This window comes from Streptomyces sp. NPDC042346 (assembly GCF_055581845.1).
In genome coordinates, this window is record NZ_JBVJEH010000014.1 from 199,673 (window position 1) to 219,305 (window position 19,633).

Sequence of the window (19,633 nt, forward strand, 5' to 3'; positions counted from 1 at the left end):
GGGTCCCCGTGCTCCCGCCGGCCCGGCGGGAGCACGGGGACCCCGCGTCGGCGGCGCCGAGCGGCGAGCGGTCCTCGATGGTCTCCAGGCCGCCGAGGAGCGAGTGATCACCTCGCTGGAACGTACGAATGTTCACGCACGGGCGCGGTTCCAGTGCATCCGGGACCACGGCAGGGCCAGTTGGCTCCGGTCGGTCACGTCGCGCGGGGCGAGGCCCGCGACGGGCACGGCCTCGCGGTGGCGTGCGTAGACGGTGTCGACGTAGCGGTGGCCGGTGTCGGCGGCGAGGAAGAGGACCGTGCGCTCGGGGCTGCGTTCGTGTTCGTGGCGGGCGGCGAGGTAGCCGGCGCCGGTCGAGAGTCCCGCGAAGACCGCGTGGCGGCGCAGCAGGTCGACGCTGCCGGCCAGCGCCGCGTCGAAGGAGATCCAGTGCAGGGTGTCGTACAGCTCGTGGGAGACGTTCCCGAAGGGGATCGAGCTGCCGATCCCGGCGATGATGATCTCGGGATCGGAGACGTGTTCGGCGCCGAAGGTGACGCTGCCGTACGGCTGGACGCCGACGAGTGCGACGTCGGCCGGGCGGCCGCCGGGGCCGGCTGCCGGACCGCCGTCCGGGCCGTCGTCCGCCGCGCGGAGGTAGCGGGCCAGGGCGCCGGTGGAGGCGCCCGAGCCGACCCCGCCGACGACGGTCAGTCCGTCCGCTCCGGTCGCCTCCCGGATCCGGTCGGCGATCGCGCGGTAGCCGAGGTAGTGGATGTCGTCGTGGTACTGCCGCATCCAGTGGTACTCGGGGTGCTCGGCGAGGATCTCGTGGATCCGCTCGACGCGCCGCTTCTGGTCGAGCTTGAGGTCGCTGCACGGTTCCATCTGCTCCAACGTCGCTCCGAGTACGGCGAGTTGCGTGCGCAGCGTGTGGTCCACGGTGGTCGAGCCGACGATGTGACAGCACATGCCGTACCGGTGGCAGGCCAGGGCGAGGGCGTAGGCGTAGATGCCGCTGGAGCTGTCGAGGAGGGTGTCCCCGCGCCGTACGACTCCGGTGTCCAGGAGGTGGCGTACCGCCGCGAGGGCCGAGACCACCTTCATCGTCTCAAAGCGCAGGCAGACGAGCCGGTCGTCGAGACGTATCAGGTCCGGCCGGCCGATCGACTCCGCGATGTGCTGGTCCATTCCAGGTCTCCTTGGTGGTGGTGGCGGTCGTGAAGGTCCGGGTGGCGGGGATGCCGTGGGCGTCCAGGGCGCGCAGGCAGCGCCGGACTCGGTGCCGCACCCCGGGCGCGGCCGGGTCGAAGAGCACGCCCGCCACCGCGCCGCTGTGCGCGATCTGCACGCCCGCCGCCCCGACCCGGTGGGCGATGCCGGTCAGGGCGTCGAACTCCGGGTGTCCGAGCACCTGTTGGCCGCGCCGCGCGCTGGCGGTGGCGACCTCGCCGAGGAGCGCGACGTCGCCGGTGGCCACGGCCCGGCGCAGCAGCGTGCGCAGCCGCTCGTAGGCCCGTACGTCGCTGTCGTCGGGCTCGTACGCGGGCAGGGCCAGCGTGTCGACGGGCGCTCCGCCGCCGAGCACGCAGCCCACCACGACCAGCGGCGGCAGGGCGGGGCCGAAGGCTTCCAGGACCCGGCCCTCCCGCTGGGCGAAGAGCACGGGGCCGCCGTCCAGCATCAGCGGATCGCAGGCCAGCTCGGCGCGGACCGCCAGCCGGGCGACCGTCCCGGGCGTCAGGCGCAGGCCGTACGCGTCGGCGACCGCCCGGACGGTGGCGATGACGTCGCTGGTGGAGCTGCCCATGCCCAGCCCCACCGGGATGTCCCCGGTGAGGCGCAACTCCCCGCCACAGGGCGGCTGATGGGTTCTCTCCGCGCATGCGGCCACGGCGAGGACCGCGGCCTGTGCGGCCTTCCTCCGGCCGGAGGGGACGACGGTGAGGGCCTCGGGCGGCGTGCCGGGGCCGCGTACGAACTCGGCCCGGCTGCCCGGGCCGGCCATCGGAAGGGTGACCAGTCCGGCGCATCGGCGCCCGTCGTCGTCGAGGAAGACGCCCTGGAGGATCTCGCCGTGGTGACAGGGGGCGTACCCGGTACCGGCGGGGATCACGCGCCGCCCACCGTCCGGTAGCGGTACAGGACCGTCTCCTCGGCACTGAACTGGGAGAAGGGGAACGGTTCCGCGGACAGTGCGGTGACGCCGGAGCCGAGGAAGGCCCGGGCGACGGCGCTGCCGGTCTGCGCGTAGACGACCAGCGGGATGCCACGGGAGCGGCAGCGGTCGAGGATGTTGTCGAACGAGCCGTTGCTCAGGGTCATTCCGGTGGCGACGACGGCCTCGGCCCGGTCCAGCACCTCGTGCATGTCGGCGGTGACGGGGTCGCCCCACTGGGTGGTCCTGAGGTTGAGGTCGCAGGGCAGCGGCCGGCCGCCGCGCTCGCGGATGGCGGCGACGAGCGGGTTGACGACGCCGATGAGGCCGACCTCGGCGCCCTCCTCGATGTCCAGCAGGCCGGCGATGGCCGCGTCGCGGGCCCGGGCGCGGACCTCCGGGGTTCCGGCGGGGAGGGTGACCGGCTCGGCGTCGCCCGCCTCGCCGGCCGTCCGGTGCGGGCGGACCTCGGAGAGGTAGGCGTCGAGGGCGGCGATCCGCAGCGGTCGCGGGGCCTCGCGCAGGAGCACGTCGAGCGGGGTGCCGGAGGAGTCGCGGCAGATCGACGGGTCGATCTCGCCGGCCTCGAAGGCGCAGCCGCCGAACGATCCGCCGAGGCGGACGAGGACGTACTGGTTGAGGTAGGTGGTGTCGCCGCCGGCCAGGCGGGTGCCGTGGTGGATCCAGAACACGCTGGTCGCGACGAGCTCGGCGGGAAAGGGTCCGTGTTCCCCGGCCAGGACGGCCTCGACGAGGCCGTCGACGGACGTCGCGGCGACCCGGGCGCCGGGGGTGGGGGTGGGGATGGAGAAAGGGGTGGGGATGGAGGGAGGGGTGGGGATCGTGTGGGTCATGGTTTTCCTCTTCACAGGGCGGGTGGGGGTGCGGGGGCCGCCGGGGGGCGCGGTGCCGCCGCGCGGAGCGGTCCTCGGTACGTCACCTGGGGGTGCCCCAGGGCGTCGGCGGTGAGTTCGGCGTCGACCTCGAAGACGTCGGCGAGCCGTTCGGCGGTCAGCACGGCGGCGGGCGGGCCGGCGGCGATCAGCCGGCCGTGGTGGAGGAGGAGCAGCCGGTCGCAGTACCGGGCGGCGAGCGACAGGTCGTGGAGCGCGACCAAGACCGTCTGTCCGGTGCCGGACAGCAGCTCCATCAGCTCCAACCGGTGTTTGACGTCGAGGTGGTTGGTGGGCTCGTCGAGCAGGAGGGCGTACGGCTGCTGGGCGAGCGCGCGGGCGATGTGTGCGCGCTGCCGCTCGCCGCCCGACAGGGTCTTCCAGGAGCGGTCGGCGAGCGCGGTGAGTCCGAGGCGTTCGAGGGCGGCGGCGACCACGGCCCGGTCGGTGGCGTCCGGTCCGCGCCAGCGGTCCCGGAACGGTGTCCGCCCCAGGCCCACGACGTCGCGGACCCGAAGGTCGCTGTCCGCTCCCGAGTCCTGCTCGACGAAGGCGACGTGGCGGGCGATCCGGCGCGCGTTCCAGTCGCGTACGGACTCCCCGTCGTACCGGACCGCGCCCGCGCCGGGAGCGCGCAGTCCGGCCAGGCAGCGCAGCAGCGACGACTTGCCGGAGCCGTTGGGGCCAAGGAGGCCCACGGTCTCGCCGGGGGCGATGTCGGCGCTGACCTCGCGGACGACCGTCGTGCCGGCCACCGACCAGCTGAGCGCTTCGGCGGTGATCCTCACAGTTCCCCCCTCCTGCGCAGGACGAGGAGGAAGAGCGGTACGCCGAGGAGGGCCGTGATGACGCCCACGGGAACCTCGCGGGGCGCGAAGGCGATCCGCGCCAGCGCGTCCGTCCAGACCAGGAACACCGCTCCGGCGAGCGCCGCGTAGGGCAGCAGCACCCGGTGCAGCGGCCCGACGAGGAACCGCACCCCGTGCGGGACGATCAGCCCGACGAAGCCGATGGCTCCGACCGTGGCCACCGCCACCGCCGTCAGCACGGCCGTGACCACGAGGAGCAGCATCCGGGTGTGCCGCACACCGATCCCCAGGGAGGCCGCGGTGTCGGTGCCGAAGGAGAGCCCGTCGAGGGCGGTGGAGCAGAGCCACGCCACCGCGAGCCCCAGCGGGGTGACGATCGCGCAGACGACGACGGTGTCCCAGCGGGCCGGCGCCATCGAGCCCAGGAGCCAGTGGGTGACGGCCCGCGTGGTGTCGGCGTCCGCGGAGGCCATCAGGACGAGCGAGGTCAGGGCGGTGAACAGCTGGCCGACGACCACACCGGTGAGCACGATCCGGACCGAGTCGAGACCGCTGCGCCGCAGGAGCAGGAGGAGCAGGGCGAAGGACGCCAGGGCGCCGACGAGCGCGCCGCCGGTGACCCCGAGCGTGCTCGCGCCCACCCCGAGCACGACGACGGCGACGGCTCCCGTCGAGGCGCCCGAGGAGACCCCGAGCAGGTAGGGGTCGGCGAGGGCGTTGCGGGTGACCGCCTGGAGCACCGCGCCGCACACGGCGAGCGAGGCGCCGACGAGGGCGGCCATCAGCACGCGCGGGAGGCGCAGGTCCCAGACGAGGGAGTCCACCAACGGGGGCAACGGAGCGACGTCCAGGCCGAGATGGGCGCCGAGGACGCGGGCTAGGCCGGTCCAGCCCACGTCGGCGGTACCGAGGCGGACGGCCGCCGCCACCGAGCCCGCCAGGACGCCCACGGCGAGGAGGAAGAGGACCGCCCGGCCCGCCGCCGACCGAACCGCCACGGGCGGGCCGGACGGGTCGGACGTATCGGACGGGTCGGACGTCTCAACGGAACCGGCGGAACCGGCGGAACCGGCGGAACCGGAAGAGCCTGCGGGACCGGAGGCTCCGGCGGCGCCCACAGCACCTGCGACCCCCACGGCACCCGCGACCCCCGCGGCGGATCCCCGGGCCGCGGGCAGCAGGAGATCCACCGGCCCCGGCCGGGCGACCGGGTCAGCGGACATACCCGAGCTCCTTCATCCCGTCCGCCAGCAGCCCCAGGGCGTGCACCGAGCGCACCGACGGATCCAGCTCGATGCCCGGCACTTCGAGGATCCTGTCGTCGCGGACCGCGGCCAGCCGGGAGATCACGGGGTGCGCGGTCATCGAGGCGCGCTTCTCGGCGGCGCTGTCGCCCGGCCGGCCGCGCTCGGACAGGTCGCCGATCACGATGAAGTCCGGGTCGCGCCGGGCGACTTCCTCCCAGGAGACCTCCGGCCAGTCCTCGTCGACGTCGTCGAAGGCGTTCTTCGCGCCGACGATCCGGCTCATCTCGCTGGGCAGGCCGGTCTTGCCCGCCACGTACGGCATGCCGTTGAAGACCGAGTAGAGGTACACGACGGTCGGCCGGTCCGCGCCTTGGGGAACCTTGGAGGCGTTCGCCCCGGCCTTGGCGACGGCGGCGCGCTGGCGGGCGGCGAGCTTGCCGGCCCGGTCCTCGGCCCCGAAGACCTTGCCGAGGTTCTCGTAGTCGGCGAAGAGCAGCTCGAAGGGGGTCGTGCCGGCCGGATTCCGCTCCGGGCAGTCCACGGCGCTGACGAAGGTGGGGACCTTGAGGGTGCCCAGCTCCTCCCGGGTGCCGACCCGGTCCTTGGTGAACAGGTCCGTGGAGCCGGCGACGACGAAGTCGGGTGTGGCGGCGCGCAGTTGCTCGCCGGTGGCGATCTTCGGGGCGATCACCGGGACCTTGGCGTAGGCGGCGGCGTACGGGGCCGGGATCTTCGTCTTGAGGTTGGCCGTTCCCGCCATGCGGTCCTGGAGGCCGAGTTCGAGCAGGGTCTCGGTCGAGGTCTGGTCCAGGGCGACGGCCCGCTTCGGGGGCTCGGCGAAGGAGACCTGGCGACCGCAGCTGCTGACGGAATTCACGGCGCCGGAGGACCTGTTGGCGGGCTTGGCGTCCGGCGCGGGGCCGTCGCCGCTCGCCGATGAGCAGCCCGCGGTGGCGAGGAGGACGGTGAGGGCGATGCCGAGGCGGGCGGGGTGGCGCATGGGGTCTCCGGTCTGCGAAGGGAGGGCGGGGTACGGGCGTGGGTGTTGTCGTGCACCCGGCAGGAGTGCCGCGTTCGAAGGGTACTGTAATGGTATTCATTTTCATTAACCACACCGGGGGCCCGGTCCACCGACCGACCCACCCCCCTCTCCCAGCGCTCTCACAACCCCCCTCCCAGCCCCCTCCCAGCCCCAAGGAGCACCCACACCGTGGCGACCACGCCCCCACCCACGACGACCAAGTCCGCGACACCGCCCGCCCGTTCGATCCTCCGCGACACCGCGTTCCTGCGCCTGTGGGCGGGCACCACCGCCTCCGGGCTCGCGACCTGGGCCCTGCCGTTCGTCCTCGGACTCGCCGTCCTGCACCGCGACCTCGGCGCCGCCGGACTCGGCCTGGTCCTCGCCGCGCGCACCGTCGGCTTCCTCGCCGCCGTCACCGTCGGCGGCGTGCTGGCCGACCGGCACTCCCGCCGCGCGGTCGTCCTCTGGTCGGGCCTCGCGGCGGCGACGGCCGCACCGCTCCTCGCCGCCGGGCTCGGCCGCTCGCTCGTCCTGATGACGGCCGCCGCCGCCCTCGCGGGCGCCGGACAGGGCGCCTGCCGCCCGGCGTTCCAGGCGCTCACCGCCGAGACCGTCGACCCCGACCGCCGCCAACAGGCCAACGCCGCCATGACCATGGCCGTACGCGGTTCCACGCTCGCCGGCCCCGCCCTGACCGCGCTGCTCGCCGCCTTCCTCGACATCGGGACGCTGCTGCTCGGCATCGGCCTGCTCTGGCTGGTCGCCGCACTCGTCCCGGGCAAGGGCGCGGCCGGCAAGGCCCGGGCCTCCAAGGCGGACCCGGCCACCGCGACGGACCCCGCCGCCTCCACGGACCCCGCCACCACGGACCCCGCCGCCGCACCCGCGCCGCGAGCAGGCTTCCGCGCCGAGTTCCTGGAGGGCATACGCGAGGCGCGGCGCCACCCGTGGTTCCTCGCCGGTCTCGCCGCCCTGGTCGCGGTCATCGCCCTCGGCTACTCCGCCACCAGCGTCGCGCTGCCCCTGATCAGCAGGGACCGGTACGACACCCAGTGGGTGCTGGCCGCGGCCATGACCGCGTACACCGTGGGCGCGCTCGCCGGAGCGCTGGTCATCGCCCGACTGCGGCCTCGCTCCCAGGGCTGGGCCGCCTTCGCCGGTCTCGCCGCGTACGGCGTCGCACCGCTGAGCCTGGTGCTGCCCGTGCACCCGCTCGTGGTCGTCGCCGCGTACGCCGTCGCCGGGATCGGGATCGAGCTGTTCAACGTGCCCTGGTTCACCGCGACTCAGCGCGAGGTCGCGCCGGACAAGCTGGCCCGCGTCTCCTCGCTGGACTTCCTCGTGTCCTACGGCCTCGCGCCCGTCGGCCTGGCCCTGATGGCCCCGGCCATCGACGCCTTCGGGGTCACGCCGGTACTCGGCGCCTGCGCCGCCGCCTGCTTCCTCGTACCGGCCGCGGCGGCGCTGGTCCCCACCGCCCGCCACTTCGCCCGTACGGCCCCGGCGACGACGGACTGACGGCGCGGGCCTCGTACGGCCGGCCCCGGCCCGGACCCGGCGCCGGTGCCGGCCGTACGGTTGTCGCGATCACCATCGGGACGACGACGCACGGGGGCAAGGATGACCATTCACCGTCCGGGACTGCCGGAGGACCTTCCGGCCGGCGAGGCGCTGTGGGCCCGGTGGGCCCTGCTCGCCGCGATGAGCGCGACCACCGCCGACGAGCAGCGCCCGAGCGGCTACCGCACCGGCCTCTGGATCGACGACGAAGGCCTCCACCACGACGACTCCGGCTGCACCTGGTGGACCATGTCGCGGATGGGCGAGGGCCGGTTCGTGCTCTACGGCGAGGACGAGGCGAGCGAGGTCAAGTGGCACGAGCCGCCGATCGACATGCTGGCGGGCGGCCCGGACTGGCTCCCGTACGACGAGCTGCACGACCGGCTCAAGGGCTACGAGCTGGGCTGCGTCTACTGGTACGAGAACGGGACCTGGGCCCGTGCCCCGTACCCCGACGACCTCGGCGACGACGGCCTGGACTGCGGCTTGAGCGAGCTCGTCGGCCGGGACCAGGCATTGCGCGGCCTGTCGGAGTACCTCGACGGCACCACCGCCGGGCCGAGCGCGGACACTCTTCTGGCCGAAGCCGAGGCACACCGGCTGGATCCGGACCTGCTGCTGGGACGACTGCGCCCCACCAACCCGGATCACGAACCGCTGGACCTCCCGGCCGTCGCCAGGGCCCTCGCCCTCGCGGGCCTCACCGCTCCGGCAGCCTGAGGCGGGCGTAGCGTCGAGGGCATGACCGCACTGACGCCCCGGACCCGGAGCGTCAGCCCCCGCCCCCTCGGAGTCTCCCGACCATGTCCAAGATCCTCTTCGTGATGACGGGCGCCGACCACTGGACGCTCGCCGACGGCACCGAGCACCCCACCGGTTTCTGGGCCGAGGAGGCCGTGGCGCCGTACGAGGCGTTCACGGCCGCCGGCCACGAGATCGTGGTGGCCACCCCCGGCGGTGTCGTCCCCACCGTCGACCGGGGCAGCCTCGCCCCCGAGTTCAACGGCGGCCAGGAAGGCGCCGCCAGGGTCGCCGTCGCCCTCGCCTCGCTCACCGAGCTCCAGCACCCGATCTCGCTGGAGGACGTGCGCCTCGACGACTACGCGGCCGTCTTCTACCCCGGCGGCCACGGCCCCATGGAGGACCTCGCCGTCGACCCGGTCTCGGGCCGGATCCTGGTCGACGCCCTCGCCTCGGGCAAGCCCCTCGCCGTCGTCTGCCACGGCCCCGCCGCGCTGCTCGCCGCCACGAAGGCCGACGGCACCAACGCCTTCGCCGGCTACAAGGTCGCCGCCTTCACCAACGCGGAGGAGACCCAGGCCGGCCTGGCCGACAAGGCGAAATGGCTCCTGGAGACCCGCCTCGTCGAAGCAGGCGTGGACGTACAGGTCGGCGAGCCGTGGGTCCCGAACATCGTCGTCGACCGCAACCTCGTCACCGGCCAGAACCCGTCCTCCTCCACCCCGCTCGCGGCCGAGGTCCTCAAGCAGCTGACCTGACGCCGCGTCCAGTGCGATGCGGGCGATGCGTCCGCGACGGCGGCCGGCGCCTCAGGTCCGGCTGTTGAGGAAGCCGATCAGCGAGGCCCCCCACCAGCCGGCCTGGCTGACCGTCGCGGCCGCTCCGGACCGGACCAGGAGGTGGCGCGGAACCGGCAGGCCGCGGTACCGCTCCAGGCGCCGGCCGAGCCAGTGGGCGTACAGGCCGTTGACCGTGACGGCGAACACGAGGCCACATGCAGGAAGCGGGCCCCGGTCTGCAGGGTGGCGTCCGCGTGGACGTGCCCCGACATCCAGCACGCACCGCCGATGACCGCCGTGCTCACCGCACCCGCCGCCGGCAGCAGCCACACCGGGGTGGCGCCTACCGCGGACTCCGAGCTCGCCATGCCCGCCCCGGCCGAAACGGAGTGAGCCCCGCCGGAGACGATGTCGACGAACCGCGAGCGCCACCACCCGCGTGACCTAGAGTGCAGGTGTGTCGTCGTACAGCATTGGGCAGGCCGCGCAGCTGCTCGGAGTGAGCTCGGAGACCGTTCGCCGGTGGGCGGACGGCGGCAGGCTGGGCATGGAGCGCGACGGAGCCGGCAAACGGATCATCGAGGGTGCGGACCTGGCCCGCTTCGCGAAGGAGCGGGGTGCGGGACTGCACGCCGTTCCGGAGGACGACGTGCCGACCTCCGTCCGGAACTCGTTCGTGGGGATCGTGACGGCCGTACGGGTCGACGACGTGGCCGCACAGGTGGAGGTCCAGTCCGGTCCGCACCGGCTGGTGTCGCTCGTGACGCGCGAGGCCGTCGAGGAACTGGGGCTCGACGTCGGCGTCACGGTGACCGCCCGGGTGAAGTCGACGAGCGTGCACATCGACGTGCCCTGACCACTCCGGGAGGGAGCGTCAGCGGCAGAGCAGCGCGGCGCGCAGATCCGTCTTGTGGTCGATACGGGACAGGTCACGGCCGGTGAGGGCCTCGATGCGGGCGACGCGGTAGTGGACCGTGTTCACATGGACGTGCAGGGCCTCCGCGGTCCTCGCCCATGAGCAGTCGTGCGCCAGGAAGGTCTCCAGGGTCTCCAGGAGCATCGCGTGGGAACCACGCCCGGAGCCCAGCAGCGGGCCAAGGACCGTCTCGCGGTAGGCGTTCCGTACGTCGACGGGGATGCCGGCCATCAGCATCTCAAGCCCGTCGAGGTCGCCGAGGCCGGCGACACGGGCCTCCGACGTCGCCGCGGCGCGGGCCGCCGACAGCGCGTAACGCGCCTGGACCAGTGCGCTGTTCAACCCCCTCTCGGCGGCGACGGACTCGCTCACACCGGCGCGCGGAGCGGCGACCGGGCGGCAGGCATGGACCAACGGCCATGCCTCACCGAGCCTTTCCCTCAGCTCGTCCCCGGCGCCCTCGTGCGTCGCGACGACCGCCATCGCCTCGCCGCCGAGACCCTCGGCGACCGCGAAGGAGACGGACGGCAGGTGTCGCAGCGCCTCGGTGAGCGCGGCGACGGCATCCGCACCGCCTCCCCCGTGCGGCCCGAGGACCGCGACGACCACGGTGTACGCCGCCCGGTCGCCCAGACCGCAGGACGCCAACGCGCCGTGCAACCGGTGGGCATCGGGGCGCGGGGCACCCGCGGCGTCCATGAGCTCCGCGCAGGCCGCGAGGCGCGCCGCCCGGTGGCGGTCCTGGCGGCGCCGGTGGCGGCCGAGGAGCTCGGCTATCTCCTGAAGGACCCGCGGAGGGACCTTCCCCGGCTCGGGCAGGTAGAGGTGCCAGGCGTCGAAGACCGTGTCGTCCGCCTCGACCCGCACCGTCGTTCCGTGCGCACCGCGCAGGAGTTCGGCAGCCCGGTGGGCGGGCAGTTCGGCCGAGCCGGTCGTCCGCGCGACGGTCCGTCCGCTGCCGGTCAGCAGGTGACAGGCCGGCGTGCCGAGGTGGCCGAAGGCCCGGTCGAGCAACTCGCCTGCCGTCGCGTCGGCTTCCAGCGCGCGGTCGAGGTCCAGGCGGACGTTCTCCGGCAGTGCGAAGTGGTCGGCGGGCCGGCGGCTGAGCTCGCCCCACTGGCGGAGGTAGACGGCTTCGGTGATCGCCCGGAAGCTCGTGTGCGCCGGTACGGCGATCAGCGCGATCCGGTGCCTCCGGCAGGCATCGGCCAGCTCCACGGGCACCGCGCCGTGCGTTTCCTCACCGGCGAGGAGCGCCACCGCTCCGGCGCCGCGCAACGCGGAGACGAAGCGGTCGGCCTTGTCCGAGCCGCCGTCCCTGCTCCACCACACGAGTCCGCTGAGCACGACCTCCCCCGGCTGGAGAAACCGCGCCGGAGCCTCCAGGTCGGTCGCCGTCACACCGCGGATCTCCTGGCCGAGCAACGCCTCGTCGCCCCACACGAGCGAGAGGTCGAGACGGTCGAGACGGAGGAGGTGATCGACGTGCATACGGGGCTCCTTGCGCGAACACGGGGCGAGCCCGCTTCCCACATTCACGAGGCGAATGCGAGTCGAGACATCGTAGATGCATGGGCACAGGCAGAAAACAGCTCTTGGTTGATCCTCCAGCCCGCACTGTCCCGGGGTGGTGCTTTTCCGGCTTCGCGACCAGTCGTGCCGCCTGCCTCCCCCGGGCTTCACTGGCCTGAAGGCAACGGTCGGAAGGCGTGGGGATGGATCTGAACACGATCACGGATGTGAGGGACGCCCGGTTCCGGGAGCCGTGGCGCCCGGGCGACGCGTGGCTGGGCGGGGGCACGTATCTGTTCTCCGAGCCGCAGCCGCGTCTGCGGCGGCTGATCGACCTGAGCCGGACCGGGTGGGAGCCGCTCACCCGGCGCGCGGACGGCTCCCTGGAGATCGCCGCGACCTGCACGATCGCCCAGCTGTCCCGCTTCGGGAGGCAGAGCCTCGACGCTCCGGCGGCGCCGCTCTTCGAGCAGTGCTGCCGGGCCTTCCTCGCCTCGTTCAAGATCTGGAACATGGCGACCGTCGGCGGGAACCTGTGCAACGGCCTGCCCGCGGGGCCGATGATCTCGCTGACCGCCGCGCTCGACGGGTCCTGCCTTCTCCAGGCGCAGGACGGCTCGCTGCGGGAGGTGAAGGTCGTCGACTTCATCACCGGCGCGGGTCGCAAGGACCTCGCGGAGGGCGAGCTGCTGCGCTCCGTCACGCTCCCCGGCCGGGCGCTGGAGTGCCGTACGGCGTTCCGGCAGGCGTCGCTCTACGGGCTCGGCCGCTCGGGTGCGCTGGTCATCGGGACGCTCGATCCGTTGGACGGTTCGCTGGCGGTGACGATCAGCGCGGCGACCGTACGGCCGTTCCGGTTCTGGTTCCCGCTGCCGCCCGACGCCGAGCAGCTGCGGCGGGCGATCGAGGCGGCCGTCGGCGAGGAGGACTGGTTCGACGACATCCACGGACTGCCCGAGTGGCGGCGGCACATGGGCTTCCGCCTCGCCGAGGAAGTCCGCCGCGAACTGACCCTCAGCCCGGAGAAGAGTGCCCGATGAGCTTCCACGTCCGCGTCAACGACCGGTCCCACGACGACGAGCCGCGCGGCGGCCAGTGTCTGCGCACGTACCTCCGCGAGCGCGGCTGGTTCGGGGTGAAGAAGGGCTGTGACGCCGGGGACTGCGGTGCCTGCACCGTCCATGTCGACGGCGAGCCGGTCCACAGCTGTCTGTATCCGGCCGTACGGGCGGCGGGCCGCGCCGTCACCACCGTCGAGGGCCTCGCCTCCCGGGACGGCGAACTCCACCCCGTACAGCAGAAGTTCCTCGACGCGCAGGGCTACCAGTGCGGCATGTGCACGGCCGGGTTCCTGATGACGACGGCCGCCCTGGAGGCCGAGCGGGGCACCGCGCACGACGACGGCAAACTCGACGACCTGCCGCGGGCGTTCAAGGGCAACATCTGCCGCTGCACCGGCTACCGGGCGATCGAGGACGCCGTACGCGGCGTGAAGCACACCGAACGCCCCTGCGCGGGACAGGCCGTCGGCAGGAACGTCGGCGCCCCGGCCGGTCCCGACGTGGTCACCGGCAGGGCCCGCTACACCTTCGACGTCGAGGTCCCGGGCCTCCTCCACATGAAGCTGCTGCGCTCTCCGCACCCGCACGCCCGGATCGTCTCGATCGACACGGCCGCCGCCCTGCGCGTGCCCGGCGTGCACACCGTCCTCACCCATGAGGACGCCCCCGCGACCCTGTACTCCAGCGCCCGCCACGAGCACCCCACCGAAGACCCCGACGACACGCGCGTCCTGGACGACGTCGTCCGCTTCGTCGGGCAGCGGGTCGCCGCCGTCGTCGCCGACAGCGAGCAGGCGGCCGAGGAGGGCTGCCGCCGGATCGAGGTCGTGTACGAGCAACTGCCGTACGTCACCGACCCGGAGGAGGCGATGCGGCCGGGCGCACCGGTCATCCACGCCGGTAAGGGCCCCGAAGTGCGCATCGCCCGCGTCGAGAACAACGTGGCGGGCGAGGTGCACGGCGAGATCGGTGACGTCGAGGCGGGCTTCGCCGAGGCGCACGTCGTGTACGAGGAGACGTTCCGCACGCAGCGCGTGCAGCACGCGAGCCTCGAAACCCACGGCTGCGTCGCGTACTTCGAGCCCAAGGAGGACGGCACGGGCGAACGCCTCACCGTCCGCTCCTCCACCCAGACGCCGTTCCTGACCCGGCGGGCCCTGTGCGCCCTGTACGAGCTGCCCGAGGACGAGGTGCGGGTGGTCGCCGGCCGGGTGGGCGGCGGGTTCGGCGGCAAGCAGGAGATGCTCACCGAGGACATCGTCACCCTGGCCGCGCTGAAGCTGCGCCGCCCGGTGAAGCTGGAGTACACCCGCGCCGAGCAGTTCTACGGAGCGACCACCCGGCACCCCTTCACCATCGGCATCAAGGTCGGCGCCCGCGCCGACGGCACGCTGACCGCCGTGCGGATGCGGGTCGTGTCCAACACCGGGGCGTACGGCAACCACGGCCCCGCCGTCATGTTCCACAGCGTCGGCGAGTCGTTCGCGGTCTACCGCGCCCCGCACAAGAAGGTCGACGCGTACTCCGTGTACACCAACGTCGTTCCGGCCGGCGCCTTCCGGGGATACGGCCTCGGCCAGGTCACCTTCGCCGTCGAGTCCGTCATGGACGAACTGGCCCGCCGCCTCGGCATGGACCCGCTGGCCTTCCGCGAGCGGAACATCATCGGCCCGGGCGAAGGCATGCACAGCCCGATCGGCGAGGAGGAGGACCTGTACATCGCCTCGTACGGCCTCGACCAGTGCCTGGAGGTCGTCCGCCGGGCCATCGCGGAGGACCGCAGCGCGGAGGAGGCTCCCGAAGGCTGGCTCGTCGGACAGGGCACCGGCATGGCCATGATCGCCACCGGGCCGCCCGGCGGTCACTACGCCGACGCACGCGTCTCGCTCCTCGAGGACGGCACGTACGACATCGCCGTCGGTACCGCCGAGTTCGGCAACGGCACCACCACGGTCCACAAGCAGATCACCGCCGGCGCCCTGAACACCACCGAGGACCGCCTCGCGATCCGCCAGTCCGACACCGACGTCGTACGCCACGACACCGGCGCCTTCGGATCCGCCGGCACCGTCGTCGCCGGCAAGGCCGTCCTGCTCGCCGCGACGTCCCTCGCGGAACGGCTGCGCACCCTCGCCGCCCGCCACACCGGCGTCGCCCGGCACCTGTGCGTGCTCGGCGCCGAGGCCTTCGACTGCGCCGGCCGCACGGTGACGCTCAAGGAGCTGTACGAGGCCGGGCACGCCCTCGGCGCCGTGGAGGAGCTCGCGGCGGACGGGCACTGGGGCGGCTCGCCGCGCTCGGTCGCCTTCAACGCCCAGTGGTTCCGGATCGCCGTCGACCCCGGCACCGGCGAGATCCGCATCCTGCGCAGCGTCCACTCCGCCGACGCCGGCAAGGTCATGAACCCGATGCAGTGCCGGGGCCAGGTCGAGGGCGGCGTCGCCCAAGCCCTGGGGGCCACCCTCTTCGAGACGGTCCGGATCGACGGGCGCGGCGAGGTCACCACGGCCGCGTTCCGCCGCTACCGCCTCCCCCAGTACGCGGACGTCCCCCGGACCGAGGTCCACTTCACGGAGACCAGCGACGCGATCGGCCCGCTCGGCGCCAAGTCCATGAGCGAGAGCCCCTTCAACCCCGTCGCCCCCGCCTTCGCCAACGCGCTGCGCGACGCCACCGGGATCCGCTTCACCGAACTGCCGGTCACCCGGGACCGCGTCTGGCTCGCCCTGGACCGGGCGAGGCGGGGTGTTGGGTCATAGACCTGGAGGATGGGAGCCCTCGACTCGTAGCAAGCTCACAAATGCTGCGAGAAAAGGCGAGTACGGGTGGCAGACACGATTCCCCGTCCCGGCGGTCGGGTATCACTGCGCGCAGCCGCAGCCGCAGCACCGACCGTCCGAAAGGGGCCGACGATGAGTCGACCGAGCACCGCACCGCCCGCGATGCCTGTACGCGCCGGAGTCCTCTCCGTCTGGGGCGAGGTGGCCCACCCCACTTCGCTCACCGTCTCCGACCTGCGCCAGGGCTGGGAGCAGCACCGCGCCGAGGTCGTCTTCGACTGCGCCACGGCGGGGCCGCAGCGCCACACCTTCGCCGGACCCCTGTTGCGCGAGGTCCTCGACCGCACCCACCCCGGCTTCGACCCCGCCCGCCGCAAGGAGCGCTCCCGCTTCCTCCTGGTCGTGAACGGCGGCGACGGGCACCACGCGGTCCTGTCCTGGGCGGAGATCGACCCCGACTTCGGCGGCTCCCCCGTCCTCCTCGCGACCCGGCTCGACGGCGAGGAGCTCGACACGGCCGGCGCCCAGCTCGTCGTCCCGTCCGACCGCTGCGGCGCCCGCTACATCAGCGCGGTCACCGGCATCTGGATCGGCGGCTGCCGGCTCCCGGGAGTCGCACCCTCCGAGTCCTGATCCCACCTGAGGCCACATGAGCCTGCCTGAACCCGCCGAACGACCCCCTCGTCAATTCCTCCAGCCCTCCTCTCATTCGCCATGGAGAGTCCCACAGCTTTGTTGCACATGAGATGAGATGCGCCCTACGGTGTCGCACATGCAGTCCTACACCATCGGCCGGGCCGCGCGACTGCTGGGCGTCAGCCCCGACACCGCACGGCGCTGGGCCGACGCGGGCCGGGTCGCGACCCACCGCGACGACAGCGGCAGGCGCGTGATCGACGGGACGTCGTTGGCCGCGTTCTCCGCGGAGCTCGCGTCGCAGGGCGACGACGACGTGTCGTACACCTCGGCACGCAACGCCTTCCCGGGCATCGTCACCGCGATCAAGCTCGGCGACATCGCGGCGCAGGTGGAGATCCAGGCCGGACCACACCGGCTGGTCTCCCTCCTCACCCGCGAGGCCGTGGAAGAGCTGGGACTGGAAGTCGGCATGCAGGCCACCGCCCGCGTGAAGTCGACCAGCGTGCACATCGACCGCACCTGACCACCCCTCACGCAGCACAGCAGCACCGCGACACCGCAAAACCCAGGCAGCCGGCGCGGCCTGCCCTCCCCCGTACTCTCCGTTCGTCCCCAAGGAGTTCAGACCCTCATGACCCACACCCTCACGTTCACCAGACGTCGTGCCGCCGCTGCCGCCCTCACCGCGGCCCTGCTGGTCCCCCTCGCCGCCTGTGGTGGCAACGACGACACGAAGAACGACGCCGCGGGGGCCACGCCCTCCGGCTCCGCGAGCGCCGCGCCCCAGGCGAACCTGACGGTCCTCGCGGCGGCGTCCCTCACCAACGTGTTCAAGACGGCCGGCGCCGCCTACGAGAAGTCCCACCCGGGCACGAAGGTCACCTTCTCGTTCGCGGGCTCGCAGGAGCTCGTCGCCCAGGTGTCGCAGGGCTCGCCCGCCGACGTCCTGGTCACCGCCGACACCAAGAGCATGGACAAGGTCAAGGCCGAGACCGGCACCCCGGCGATCATCGCGAAGAACCGGCTCGTCATCGCCACCGGCGAGGGCAACCCCTTCAAGGTCGACGAGCTGAAGGACCTTGCCGACACCAAGCTCAAGGTCGTCCTCGCCGCCCCCGAGGTGCCCGCGGGCAAGTACAGCAAGCAGGTCCTGGACGCCCAGAAGATCACGGTGAAGCCGGTCTCCCAGGAGCCGAACGTCCGCGCCGTGCTCAGCAAGGTCGAGCTCGGCGAGGCCGACGCCGGTCTCGTCTACAAGACGGACGCCGCCTCCGCCGCCGACAAGGTCGACGCCGTCGAGATCCCCGACGCGCAGAACGCCATCGCGAAGTACCCGGCCGCGGCCCTCAAGGACTCCAAGAACGCCGAGGCCGCGGCCGCGTTCGTGGCCTGGCTGTCCTCGCCCGAGGGCCAGAAGATCCTCCAGGACGCCGGCTTCCAGAAGCCGTAGGCCTTCTGTGTCCGAGCCCCCTCGCCCCGGTGGGGTGAGGGCTGTCTGACCGGCAGGTACCGGCCCGGGGCGGAGGAGTGGCTCTCGCCGCGACGGGACGACCTGCCAGAGGCCCCTGCGCACCGCTCGCGGTGTTCGGTGCGCAGGGGCCCCCGCCCTACCCCGGCCCGACGCGGCCGGAACGTGAGGAGTACGCAATGGCGGTGGTCGTGGTGCGGAACCCGGCGACGGAGACTCCGGCCGCCGTGAGCGAGGCCCTCGCCCGAGCCGGCCTGACCGTCCGGTCCGCCACGGTCGACGGGGTTCTCTCCCCCGGCCTGAGCGGCGTCGAGGGCCTGGTCCTCCTGGCCACGCCCCGGTCCGCCGCCCCTGCCGCGCACGCCCTGCTCCAGGACGCCCTGGCGGCGGAGGTTCCCGTCCTGGCACTGGGCCCGGCCGGCCGGCTGCTGGCGGGAGCCGACACCGTGACCGTGGAGGCGGTCTCCGAGAGGCCGGCGACGCGCGGAGCGGTCGCCCTCACCCCGGCGGCCGACGCCGACCCTCTGTTCGCGGGCAGCGGGCCGCTGCCTCCGGAGCTGCGCCCGGCCGACGAACCGTTCACACCCTCCGCCGACGGCGTCGCCCTGGCGACGTGCGACGGGTACGGACAGCAGGCGTTCCGCCGGGGATCCAGCGCCTGGGGCGTGCGGTTCCTGACGGGCACTCCGCTCGGGCCCTGGGGAGAACGTCTGCTCCACCGGTTCGCCGCGCTCGTGGCGGCCCGGTCCGAGCACACCGCGACCCGGGCCTTCTTCACGCATCGCGCCGACGAGAACAACCTCCGCCCCGCGCTGGAGGCGACGGGCTGGCACCTGGACGCGTACGAGGACGCTGCCGGCCACTTCCTGGCACGCGCCGAGCTGCGCGGCTGACAGCCCGCCGCCCCCACCACTCCGGGCACCCGAACCCCCAAAGCTATGAACCACATCTGCCTGCCCACATAGGTGATCAACCAAGCATTCGTGAGGCAATTGTGAGATCAGATCAGCAGATGCAAGATGGGAGTCGCGGCCGTCCGAGCGGAGACTGCCGAGCGAGGCTCCTCCGCGTGAGCCCTGCGTCCGCTTCCGCTGCTCCTGCTCACGAGGCGAGGTAAGGCAGATGACGACACGTACGCACGACGGCAGCGCCGGCGACGTCGACCACGGCGCGATCAGCTCCGGCTACTCCGCCTACCGCCGTCCGGACGGACGCATCGCCCGGCTCCTCGCCAAGAGCCTGGGGCAGGCGCGCACCGTCCTCAACGTCGGCGCCGGCGCCGGATCGTACGAGGGCGTCGCCGGCGCGGTGACCGCCGTCGAACCGTCCGCCTCGATGCGGGCCCAGCGGTCGGACCGACTCCCCCGCGCGATCGACGCCGTCGCCGAGGACCTGCCCTTCCCCGACGGCGAGTTCGACGCCGCGATGACGCTGTTCAGCGTGCACCAGTGGAGCGATGTGAGCGCCGGCCTGCGGGAGATGCGGCGCGTGACCCGCGGCCCCGTCGTGGTCCTCACCTGCGACCCGGCCCTCGTACGCCACTTCTGGCTGTACGACTACGCCCCCGAGGTCCTCGACACGGAGGCCCGCCGGTACCCGCCCGTCGACCGGATCGCCGCCGCCCTCGGCGGAACGGTCACCGTCGACCCCGTCCCCATCCCCCTCGACTGCACCGACGGCTTCAACGAGGCGTACTACGGACGCCCCGAGTTGCTCCTCGACCCCCGTGCCCGCCAGGCGTGCTCCGCCTGGAGTTTCGTCGACGACGGCGTACGCGAACGCTTCGACCGAACCCTCCGCGGCGACCTGGAATCCGGGGCCTGGGACCGGCACTTCGGCCACCTGCGCTCCGAGCCCGCGTACGAGGGCTCGCTCGTCGTCGTACGGGCCACTCTCTGAACGAAGCGACCTGACGGCGAACCCCCTGGCGCGGGGGGGGGGGGGGCCCCCCCCCCCCCCCGGGGGGGGGGGGGGGGGGCCGGGGCGGGGGGGGGGGGGGGGGCGCCCCGCCGGGGTATCCAGCGGGGGCCGGGGCGGTGGACGTCAGGGGGGGGGGCGCGGCCTCGG

Annotated in this window: 19 protein-coding genes; 11 read left to right on the forward strand and 8 right to left on the reverse strand. The window is 73.3% G+C overall.

Annotated elements, in window-relative coordinates; genetic code table 11:
• Positions 1–132 precede the first annotated feature (132 nt).
• The 6 genes from ACZ6K0_RS39610 to ACZ6K0_RS39635 are packed head-to-tail and all read right to left on the reverse strand — an operon-like array spanning position 133 to position 6,086.
• Complete coding sequence (locus ACZ6K0_RS39610) at positions 133–1,170, reverse strand: pyridoxal-phosphate dependent enzyme (RefSeq protein ID WP_469234901.1); 1,038 nt, start codon at positions 1,168–1,170, stop codon at positions 133–135.
• Complete coding sequence (locus ACZ6K0_RS39615) at positions 1,091–2,095, reverse strand: GHMP family kinase ATP-binding protein (protein ID WP_469234903.1); 1,005 nt, start codon at positions 2,093–2,095, stop codon at positions 1,091–1,093. Before ACZ6K0_RS39615 ends, ACZ6K0_RS39610 begins: the two co-directional genes overlap by 80 nt.
• Entirely contained in the window at positions 2,092–2,991 is a 900-nt protein-coding gene (locus ACZ6K0_RS39620; protein ID WP_469234905.1) for a Rossmann-like domain-containing protein, read from the reverse strand. The genes ACZ6K0_RS39615 and ACZ6K0_RS39620 overlap by 4 nt, the downstream gene beginning before the upstream one ends.
• 11 nt (positions 2,992–3,002) lie before the next feature.
• The gene (locus tag ACZ6K0_RS39625) at positions 3,003–3,818 is read right to left on the reverse strand and encodes an ABC transporter ATP-binding protein (RefSeq protein WP_469234907.1); all 816 of its coding nucleotides are present in this window, start codon (positions 3,816–3,818) and stop codon (positions 3,003–3,005) included.
• The gene (locus tag ACZ6K0_RS39630) at positions 3,815–5,062 is read right to left on the reverse strand and encodes a FecCD family ABC transporter permease (RefSeq protein ID WP_376408361.1); all 1,248 of its coding nucleotides are present in this window, start codon (positions 5,060–5,062) and stop codon (positions 3,815–3,817) included. The genes ACZ6K0_RS39625 and ACZ6K0_RS39630 overlap by 4 nt, the downstream gene beginning before the upstream one ends.
• Positions 5,052–6,086, reverse strand: coding sequence for an ABC transporter substrate-binding protein (locus tag ACZ6K0_RS39635; protein ID WP_376408358.1), 1,035 nt, complete (start codon positions 6,084–6,086; stop codon positions 5,052–5,054). The genes ACZ6K0_RS39630 and ACZ6K0_RS39635 overlap by 11 nt, the downstream gene beginning before the upstream one ends.
• Before the next feature lie 210 nt (positions 6,087–6,296).
• Here ACZ6K0_RS39635 and ACZ6K0_RS39640 point away from each other — a divergent pair, with 210 nt between their 5' ends.
• The 3 genes from ACZ6K0_RS39640 to ACZ6K0_RS39650 all read left to right on the forward strand — a co-directional run bounded on the left by ACZ6K0_RS39640 (position 6,297) and on the right by ACZ6K0_RS39650 (position 9,169).
• Positions 6,297–7,628, forward strand: coding sequence for an MFS transporter (locus ACZ6K0_RS39640; RefSeq protein ID WP_376408355.1), 1,332 nt, complete (start codon positions 6,297–6,299; stop codon positions 7,626–7,628).
• A gap of 102 nt (positions 7,629–7,730) precedes the next feature.
• Entirely contained in the window at positions 7,731–8,390 is a 660-nt protein-coding gene (locus ACZ6K0_RS39645; protein ID WP_376408352.1) for a hypothetical protein, read from the forward strand.
• A gap of 83 nt (positions 8,391–8,473) precedes the next feature.
• The gene (locus ACZ6K0_RS39650; protein WP_469234909.1) at positions 8,474–9,169 is read left to right on the forward strand and encodes a type 1 glutamine amidotransferase domain-containing protein; all 696 of its coding nucleotides are present in this window, start codon (positions 8,474–8,476) and stop codon (positions 9,167–9,169) included.
• A 51-nt stretch (positions 9,170–9,220) separates the two neighbouring features.
• Here the strand turns inward: ACZ6K0_RS39650 and ACZ6K0_RS39655 are convergent, their stop codons facing one another.
• The gene (locus tag ACZ6K0_RS39655) at positions 9,221–9,397 is read right to left on the reverse strand and encodes a hypothetical protein (RefSeq protein ID WP_376408346.1); all 177 of its coding nucleotides are present in this window, start codon (positions 9,395–9,397) and stop codon (positions 9,221–9,223) included.
• A gap of 250 nt (positions 9,398–9,647) precedes the next feature.
• Between ACZ6K0_RS39655 and ACZ6K0_RS39660 the strand changes: the two genes are divergently transcribed.
• Positions 9,648–10,046: a TOBE domain-containing protein gene (locus ACZ6K0_RS39660; RefSeq protein WP_376408342.1), complete on the forward strand. Its 399-nt coding sequence runs from the start codon at positions 9,648–9,650 to the stop codon at positions 10,044–10,046.
• 18 nt (positions 10,047–10,064) lie between these two features.
• On the opposite strand, the gene ACZ6K0_RS39665 is transcribed toward ACZ6K0_RS39660, so the two are convergent.
• The gene (locus ACZ6K0_RS39665) at positions 10,065–11,597 is read right to left on the reverse strand and encodes a PucR family transcriptional regulator (protein WP_469234911.1); all 1,533 of its coding nucleotides are present in this window, start codon (positions 11,595–11,597) and stop codon (positions 10,065–10,067) included.
• Positions 11,598–11,821: 224 nt separating this feature from the next.
• On the opposite strand from ACZ6K0_RS39665, the gene ACZ6K0_RS39670 reads away from it, so the two are divergent.
• The 7 genes from ACZ6K0_RS39670 to ACZ6K0_RS39700 all read left to right on the forward strand — a co-directional run bounded on the left by ACZ6K0_RS39670 (position 11,822) and on the right by ACZ6K0_RS39700 (position 19,465).
• Positions 11,822–12,658 carry an FAD binding domain-containing protein gene (locus ACZ6K0_RS39670; protein WP_469234913.1) on the forward strand — a complete coding sequence of 279 codons (837 nt, stop codon included), beginning with the start codon at positions 11,822–11,824 and terminating at the stop codon, positions 12,656–12,658.
• Entirely contained in the window at positions 12,655–15,438 is a 2,784-nt protein-coding gene (locus ACZ6K0_RS39675; RefSeq protein WP_376408333.1) for a molybdopterin-dependent oxidoreductase, read from the forward strand. Before ACZ6K0_RS39670 ends, ACZ6K0_RS39675 begins: the two co-directional genes overlap by 4 nt.
• Before the next feature lie 153 nt (positions 15,439–15,591).
• Entirely contained in the window at positions 15,592–16,092 is a 501-nt protein-coding gene (locus tag ACZ6K0_RS39680) for a molybdopterin-dependent oxidoreductase (RefSeq protein WP_469234915.1), read from the forward strand.
• A 139-nt stretch (positions 16,093–16,231) separates the two neighbouring features.
• The gene (locus ACZ6K0_RS39685; protein WP_469234917.1) at positions 16,232–16,621 is read left to right on the forward strand and encodes a TOBE domain-containing protein; all 390 of its coding nucleotides are present in this window, start codon (positions 16,232–16,234) and stop codon (positions 16,619–16,621) included.
• Between the two features lie 108 nt (positions 16,622–16,729).
• Positions 16,730–17,548, forward strand: a complete 819-nt coding sequence (gene modA / locus ACZ6K0_RS39690) for a molybdate ABC transporter substrate-binding protein (RefSeq protein WP_376408324.1) — start codon at positions 16,730–16,732, stop codon at positions 17,546–17,548.
• A 197-nt stretch (positions 17,549–17,745) separates the two neighbouring features.
• A complete protein-coding gene (locus tag ACZ6K0_RS39695) occupies positions 17,746–18,459 on the forward strand; it encodes a type 1 glutamine amidotransferase family protein (RefSeq protein WP_469234919.1) in 714 nt (237 codons plus the stop codon).
• A 229-nt stretch (positions 18,460–18,688) separates the two neighbouring features.
• Complete coding sequence (locus tag ACZ6K0_RS39700) at positions 18,689–19,465, forward strand: class I SAM-dependent methyltransferase (RefSeq protein ID WP_376408321.1); 777 nt, start codon at positions 18,689–18,691, stop codon at positions 19,463–19,465.
• The last annotated feature ends 168 nt before the right edge of the window (positions 19,466–19,633 follow it).

Excerpts from the sequence above, each read along its gene's own strand:
- ACZ6K0_RS39680 (WP_469234915.1), top strand. The coding sequence starts at position 15,592 with ATGAGTCGACCGAGCACCGCACCGCCCGCGATGCCTGTACGCGCCGGA.
- ACZ6K0_RS39620 (WP_469234905.1), bottom strand. The coding sequence starts at position 2,991 with ATGACCCACACGATCCCCACCCCTCCCTCCATCCCCACCCCTTTCTCC.
- ACZ6K0_RS39675 (WP_376408333.1), top strand. The coding sequence starts at position 12,655 with ATGAGCTTCCACGTCCGCGTCAACGACCGGTCCCACGACGACGAGCCG.
- ACZ6K0_RS39610 (WP_469234901.1), bottom strand. The coding sequence starts at position 1,170 with ATGGACCAGCACATCGCGGAGTCGATCGGCCGGCCGGACCTGATACGT.
- modA (WP_376408324.1), top strand. The coding sequence starts at position 16,730 with ATGACCCACACCCTCACGTTCACCAGACGTCGTGCCGCCGCTGCCGCC.
- ACZ6K0_RS39630 (WP_376408361.1), bottom strand. The coding sequence starts at position 5,062 with ATGTCCGCTGACCCGGTCGCCCGGCCGGGGCCGGTGGATCTCCTGCTG.
- ACZ6K0_RS39700 (WP_376408321.1), top strand. The coding sequence starts at position 18,689 with ATGACGACACGTACGCACGACGGCAGCGCCGGCGACGTCGACCACGGC.
- ACZ6K0_RS39650 (WP_469234909.1), top strand. The coding sequence starts at position 8,474 with ATGTCCAAGATCCTCTTCGTGATGACGGGCGCCGACCACTGGACGCTC.
- ACZ6K0_RS39685 (WP_469234917.1), top strand. The coding sequence starts at position 16,232 with ATGCAGTCCTACACCATCGGCCGGGCCGCGCGACTGCTGGGCGTCAGC.
- ACZ6K0_RS39670 (WP_469234913.1), top strand. The coding sequence starts at position 11,822 with ATGGATCTGAACACGATCACGGATGTGAGGGACGCCCGGTTCCGGGAG.
- ACZ6K0_RS39695 (WP_469234919.1), top strand. The coding sequence starts at position 17,746 with ATGGCGGTGGTCGTGGTGCGGAACCCGGCGACGGAGACTCCGGCCGCC.
- ACZ6K0_RS39665 (WP_469234911.1), bottom strand. The coding sequence starts at position 11,597 with ATGCACGTCGATCACCTCCTCCGTCTCGACCGTCTCGACCTCTCGCTC.
- ACZ6K0_RS39635 (WP_376408358.1), bottom strand. The coding sequence starts at position 6,086 with ATGCGCCACCCCGCCCGCCTCGGCATCGCCCTCACCGTCCTCCTCGCC.
- ACZ6K0_RS39645 (WP_376408352.1), top strand. The coding sequence starts at position 7,731 with ATGACCATTCACCGTCCGGGACTGCCGGAGGACCTTCCGGCCGGCGAG.